Raw genomic sequence first — 5,648 nt, forward strand, 5'->3', positions numbered from 1 at the left:
GAGAACATTCGCCAGTTGATGCCGGATGTCACAGATCTGTTTGTGGCCGGTCTGTGGCTGGTCAAGGATGGTCATGCCCTCTCTCAGACGGAGATCGATTCTTTCCGTCTTTCCAGCGCCGCCGAGTTCCGCCCCAGGGCTTTCTTTGGTGTGGATGACCAAGATCAGGTGGTGATCGGAGTTACCAAAACCCATGTCAACGCCGCCACCCTGGCCCGTATTTTGCCCAAAACCGGGATCCGGGAAGCCGTGCTGCTGGATTCTGGCTTTAGCACGTCGCTGGTCTACCAGGGGCAGATCTTGGGCACGGGCCATGCTGCTCCCCATCAGCCTAGCCGTCCTGTGCCCCATGCCATTTTGCTCTACGACATGAACCGCCTCTGGGCCAGGGATCCCCTTCCCGAGGCCAAGGCTGGCTCTGAGGGAGATCGGCTGGAGGGGCTGGTGCAACTTTTGCCCGGCAGCGAGCAAGAGGCGGCCAAAGCCCAACTCAAGAGCATTCTGGCCGGCCAACGCACGTTGAGGCGGGGGGATCGGGGGGCAGCGGTGGTAGCTGTGCAACTGGGGTTGAGCCGTTTGGCCGCTCAGCAGGGACGGCTGGATCTGCTCCCCTCTGGCCCCGATGGGGTGTATGGTCAAGAGGTGGCCCAGGCAATGGCGGAATTGGTGCTAAAAGAGCCCAGCGATGGGTCAGAACCTGTTGCTGAGGGATCCCTTCCTCAAGCCACCCCTACCCCCCTGGTGGCCGGAACGGCGACAGCCCGCCAAGGGGTGGACATCATCGATGCTCAACTGCTGCGGCGTCTGCTGGAGCGCGTTAACTTGGCCTCTCCCTCGGTACTGGTGGATACGCGCTTGGAACGGTCAGCCTTGCTCCTAGAGCGCAAGCCGGAGCGTAAGCTGCTGCCCAGCGCTTCTGTCCAACCCCACACCGGTGCTCCCAGCCCGACCTCCGGGTTAAGTCGGTAATCTGCGATACAGCCATTCCGCAACAGAGGGTCTATCCTGGCCGAAGAAGTCCGGCTTGCCTCTAGCCCTGGGGGCTAAGTTTGCTGTTTACCCTGCCGGTGGTGCTTAGGAGAGGTGTGCTGAGGGAGGTCATGACATCTGCTGCTGAAGGGGGGGCCGAGAACCCTGGGGCGACCTGGGTAATGGAGAAGCGGATTCTCGGCAACCCGGCTGATCCCCTGCGGTCGGCTGCCCAGCTCGAGCCGGGCATGTGGGTACGGCTGTTGTATCCTCCTTCTGTTAAGGGGAGGCTGGGGATCGTCCTCACCCGTGAAAACCGCGACCGCTGGCTGGTGACTCTGGCCGGTGAGGGAGAAGAGGTGGTCCTGTCCCTGGCGGCACGGGAACTGGTACCCCTTGGCTGAGGTTGTCAAGGATATCTTGGCGAGGGCTGGTTCTGTTATCCTGCTCTCAATGCGGTTTTTCAGGTCGCTGCTCTATGGTTGCTGCTCTGGCCTTCAACCCTTCCTCGGATCCCCCTCGATCGCTTCTGCCCGAGGAGATCACCTGGCTGGGCAGCCTCAGCTACAACGAACAGGGCCTGATCCCGGCCATTGTGCAGGACTACCTGGATGGGACGGTGCTGATGGTGGCCTGGATGAACCGGGAGTCGCTGCAGAAAACTTTGGAAACGGGCCGCACCTGGTTCTGGAGCCGGTCTCGCCAGGCCCTGTGGCCTAAGGGGGAAACTTCCGGTCATGTGCAGTGGGTCAAGCAAATCCGCTACGACTGCGACGGCGACGCGCTGGTGATCTTGGTGGAGCAGGTGGGAGATGCGGCTTGCCACACGGGGGCGCGCAGTTGCTTCTTCCGCCCACTGCCAGGGGATCAAAGGGATCCCATCCCGGCAGCAGATACTCTGTCTCAGGTGTTTGCTGTGGTGAAGGCCCGCCAGGCAGATCCCCGTCCCGACTCCTACACCAGCAGCTTGCTGGCCAAGGGAGAGAACGCCATTCTCAAGAAACTCGGCGAGGAAACGGCTGAGGTGGTGATGGCGGCCAAGGATCAAGACCGCGCTGCCCTGGCCCGCGAGGTGGCCGATCTCTGGTACCACTGCCTCGTGGCTCTTGCTCATTATCAGGTGGATATTAAGGATGTCTATCGCCAGCTCCAAGCCCGCCGTTCCGCCAAGTGAAAGGGCCGTGTCCTCCGAAGGCGGCGCCCCTGATCTTCTGGATCCCTCTCTGGACAAAGCCCACCTGGATTTGCGAGCCACGCGGTGTGGACAAGTGGATCTGGAGACGGATCGGGAGACCTTGGCCCGTTACCTAAGAGGCCACGCCCAGTGGATCCAGCGGTGCTTTAGGCCGTTGCAGGTGGAAGCTTTGTCCGCCGAGACCTACCGGCTGCAGTTTTTTCGCATGGGCGGCCTTGGGTTTGAGCTGGAGCCCAGTTTTGGGGTGAGGATCTGGCCGGATGAAGATTACCGGTTTCGCCTGACCTCGATTGAGTTGCCCGGCGATGAGGGAATGCCTTACCGGGTTAACTGCCAAGCCGATTTCCGGCTGGAGGAGCTACAGGGATCCCTGAAAGACCTGCCCACCACCCGTGTTCACTGGGCTCTTCATCTGGAGATCTGGCTGGCTTTGCCCAGGTTTTTGCAGGTTCTGCCCCGCAAGTTGGTTTATCGGGTGGCCCATCAAGTGGTGCAGCAGGTAACCCGGGGTATGAGTGACCGCCTCACCCACAATGTGTGCAGCGATTTCTATCGCTCTATTGGGTGTCCCGATCACCCCTATCGCTTAATTGCAGTGGAAGACAAAGCGTGATATCTTAGGTGCCAAGTAAGTTGCCGGTCAGCTTTCGAGTAGTGCTCCGGCAACCGGCGATGGAGTTCGCCGCAACCGCCTCACTTGGAATTTTTCTATATTGGAATTTTTCTATAGAGGAAGAGGGTTCTAACCTCAAAAGCTGAGGCTGATGACTCCTACACTTCTGGGCAAGTCCAGGGGGTAGGGGTCTTTGGCTTTGTTTGAGGCCCCACCCTGCGGACGCGATGGTGCTCCCACTCCTGACGCGGATGGCTTTTTCTCCCTGGGCTGCCCTTCAACACCCTGACGACAAGGAGATGAGGATCTGGTGATGCTGGGCAGTTGGCTGTGGATCTTGGTGATGGGCTTTTTTGTCGGCCAAATCGTGGGTCGGCTGGGGATGCCCCCCCTGCTGGGGATGATCCTCGTGGGGATCTTGCTGGGAGATGTCCTATCCCCGGAGGTGCTGGCAGCGGCGGGGGATCTGCGGGTGGTGGCGGTGATGATCATTTTGATGAAGGCGGGCCTGGGGCTGGATCGGGAGAAGCTGGCCCAGCAGGGATCCGTGGCGTTGCGGCTGGGGTTTTTGCCGGCAGCCTGCGAGGCGGTGGCGGTGGCCCTGTTGAGCACCTGGATCCTGGGGTTGGACTGGCCTACCGGTTTGCTGTTGGGCTGCGTGATTGGGGCGGAGTCGCCAGCCGTGATCGTGCCGGGGATGTTGCGCCTCAAGAGTTTGGGCTGGGGAGTAACCAAAGGGATCCCGGATGCCATTTTGACCGGCAGCGCCCTTTCCGACGTACTGCTGTTGTTGGGGTTTAGCCTGCTGCTCAGCTTTTTGGGCCAAGGATCCGCCGCGAGCGTTCGCTTGGGAAGCCTGGAGCTGTCGCCGCTGCAGTGGCTGCCGTTCCAGGTGGTGATGGAGATCCTGCTGGGCGTGGCTGTAGGCTACCTGGGGGCGCGGGTTCTGGTGTCGCTGCTAACCCAACAAAACTGGACCCGCAACAGCGTCCAGGAAGCGCTGCTGGCTGCCTGCATGGCCTTGGGCTTGGTGCTGGCACCGCAGGTGTGGCCCTATTTTTCCGGCTATTTGGCGGTGATGGCCCTGGGGTTCTTTCTAATTGAGCTGGATGCCCCCTTGGCGCGGCGGCTGCGAGGTGGGTTCGATGCCCTCTGGACGGTGGCGGAGATCGTGTTGTTTGTGCTACTGGGAGCGTCGCTGGATCTGGGGGTGCTGGGATCCGTGTTCTGGCCGGGCTTGCTGCTCTTAACCCTGAGCCTGCTGCTGGGGCGGGGCTTAGGTTGGTGGCTTTCCACCCTGGGGAGCAACTGGACCTGGCGGGAGCGGCTGTTTTTGCTGCCGGGCAACATGGCTAAGGCGACGGTACAGGCGGCCATTGGTGGGATCCCCTTGGCCCAAGGGATCCCCGGTGGGGAGATCATTTTGGCTTTGGCGGCTTTGTCAATTCTGGTTACCGCTCCCCTGGGCGCTTGGCTGACCCAGGTTTGCGCCCCCCGGCTTTTGGAAAAAGGAGAGGTGGATCCCACCAAGGTGGGCAGCCAGGGCAAGGTGAGCTTTTTGGCAGCGGTGGATACCTCTCCCCTAGCCGAGGCGGTGTTGCGCAAGGCAGCCGATTTGGCGCGGCGGGTGGATGGGGAAGTGATTGTGCTGCATGTTACCGATGAGCTGCAGGGGAAAGGGGTGGAACAGTTGCGCCAGCTTGCCCAGCGCCTTTTGGCGGATATTCGCCACCAGTTCTGCCTGGCTTCCGGGCCCTTGGCGGAGACCATTGTAAACATAGCCCAGGAGCGGCAGGTTACCGACATAGTCATGGGCAAGCGGGGGCACCGCGGCTGGGAACAAGTGCTAGTGGGATCCACCTCCCAAGCCGTTCTGGAGACCAGCTCTATTCCTGTAATTCTGGTCGAATCTCCTCAAGGAAGTCCTGGGCAGGTCATTAGCCGACCAAAGTAGAGGTTATTTAGCTCTCCGAGGTATCCACCGGTTTTCGGCCAGGGTGAAGCACCTTTTTTCTTTCTTGGTAGGGCAACAACTGGGATCCTCGGGGCCATGGGCAAGCATATCTAAGCAGACCTCAGCCTTTCCTCCAGAGTCACGGGCAACTGAAACATTGTTAACTAAAACCCCATCGCCGAGGTACACAGGCTCCAGGGGCGTAGGTTTTTTGCTGCCGCCCAACAGCCCAGATAAGGTTGTCCAGAAAGCATTCCCTCCTGTATTACTTAATGCAATCGCCACTACATCCTGAAGCCCATCGTTGTTAAGATCGGCAGGCGCTAGCTTTTCGAGGCTTACTCTTAGGAACCCTTCTTCGAGAGGGCTAGAGCCTCTCTGATACTGGCCATTTTGAAAACGAACTCGCTCAATATTTTCGGGTAAAGCAAATATGAGATACTCAGCGTTTAAGAATGCCTGCTGAGCAATAGCTATTGAAATCGGACAGATACCCAAGAGAAAACAGGCTAGCTTAAAAAGCACTCTTTTAGCGGCCATTGCTTCTCTCCTCTTACCAGAAGGACAGGGGAAGCTCGATTCTGTTCGAGGCAAACAAAGGAGAACAAGACCTGCTCAGCTCTAGGTTCTCCTGGGCCGGCAGTTGCTCCCGGCTAGATGAAGACTCTTCTGAAGCTCTCTTTGCCCTTACTCTTCTATCTATGGATTCTAGCCATGGACGTAACGAGCTGCTGCTGTTGATGCTTGTACTGAATCTATGGAGCCGGACATGATCCCTTCTGCCTGGCGCTTTATCCTCCTTCTGGGGATCGTCAGCTTGTGTGCCGATGCCACCTACGAAGGAGCCCGCAGCATTTCTGGAGCTTTTTTGGGATCCCTAGGGGCCAGCGGCACGGTGGTGGGCCTGGTGGCCGGCG

Annotated in this window: 6 protein-coding genes and 1 riboswitch; of the genes, 5 read left to right on the plus strand and 1 reads right to left on the minus strand. The window is 59.4% G+C overall.

Annotated features, from left to right (window positions below; translation table 11 throughout):
• The 5 genes from NW838_RS07510 to NW838_RS07530 all read left to right on the plus strand — a co-directional run.
• A partial coding sequence (locus tag NW838_RS07510; RefSeq protein ID WP_414427787.1) for a phosphodiester glycosidase family protein occupies window positions 1-969 on the plus strand: 969 nt, incomplete at its 5' end.
• 131 nt (window positions 970-1,100) lie between these two features.
• A complete protein-coding gene (locus NW838_RS07515) occupies window positions 1,101-1,373 on the plus strand; it encodes a hypothetical protein (RefSeq protein WP_414331484.1) in 273 nt (90 codons plus the stop codon).
• A 74-nt stretch (window positions 1,374-1,447) separates the two neighbouring features.
• The gene (hisIE, locus tag NW838_RS07520; protein WP_414358320.1) at window positions 1,448-2,143 is read left to right on the plus strand and encodes a bifunctional phosphoribosyl-AMP cyclohydrolase/phosphoribosyl-ATP diphosphatase HisIE; all 696 of its coding nucleotides are present in this window, start codon (window positions 1,448-1,450) and stop codon (window positions 2,141-2,143) included.
• Between the two features lie 7 nt (window positions 2,144-2,150).
• Entirely contained in the window at window positions 2,151-2,777 is a 627-nt protein-coding gene (locus tag NW838_RS07525) for a DUF1997 domain-containing protein (protein WP_414358319.1), read from the plus strand.
• Window positions 2,778-2,823: 46 nt separating this feature from the next.
• Window positions 2,824-2,945: riboswitch (Fluoride riboswitch) on the plus strand.
• 145 nt (window positions 2,946-3,090) lie between these two features.
• Window positions 3,091-4,731 carry a cation:proton antiporter gene (locus tag NW838_RS07530; RefSeq protein WP_414417848.1) on the plus strand — a complete coding sequence of 547 codons (1,641 nt, stop codon included), beginning with the start codon at window positions 3,091-3,093 and terminating at the stop codon, window positions 4,729-4,731.
• 3 nt (window positions 4,732-4,734) lie between these two features.
• On the opposite strand, the gene NW838_RS07535 is transcribed toward NW838_RS07530, so the two are convergent.
• The gene (locus tag NW838_RS07535; protein ID WP_414357887.1) at window positions 4,735-5,271 is read right to left on the minus strand and encodes a hypothetical protein; all 537 of its coding nucleotides are present in this window, start codon (window positions 5,269-5,271) and stop codon (window positions 4,735-4,737) included.
• Window positions 5,272-5,648 lie beyond the last annotated feature (377 nt).

The organism is Synechococcus sp. R55.2 (assembly GCF_047462075.1).
In the GTDB taxonomy this organism is placed as follows: domain Bacteria; phylum Cyanobacteriota; class Cyanobacteriia; order Thermostichales; family Thermostichaceae; genus Thermostichus.

Excerpts from the sequence above, each read along its gene's own strand:
- NW838_RS07530 (WP_414417848.1), top strand. The coding sequence starts at position 3,091 with ATGCTGGGCAGTTGGCTGTGGATCTTGGTGATGGGCTTTTTTGTCGGC.
- hisIE (WP_414358320.1), top strand. The coding sequence starts at position 1,448 with ATGGTTGCTGCTCTGGCCTTCAACCCTTCCTCGGATCCCCCTCGATCG.
- NW838_RS07535 (WP_414357887.1), bottom strand. The coding sequence starts at position 5,271 with ATGGCCGCTAAAAGAGTGCTTTTTAAGCTAGCCTGTTTTCTCTTGGGT.
- NW838_RS07515 (WP_414331484.1), top strand. The coding sequence starts at position 1,101 with ATGACATCTGCTGCTGAAGGGGGGGCCGAGAACCCTGGGGCGACCTGG.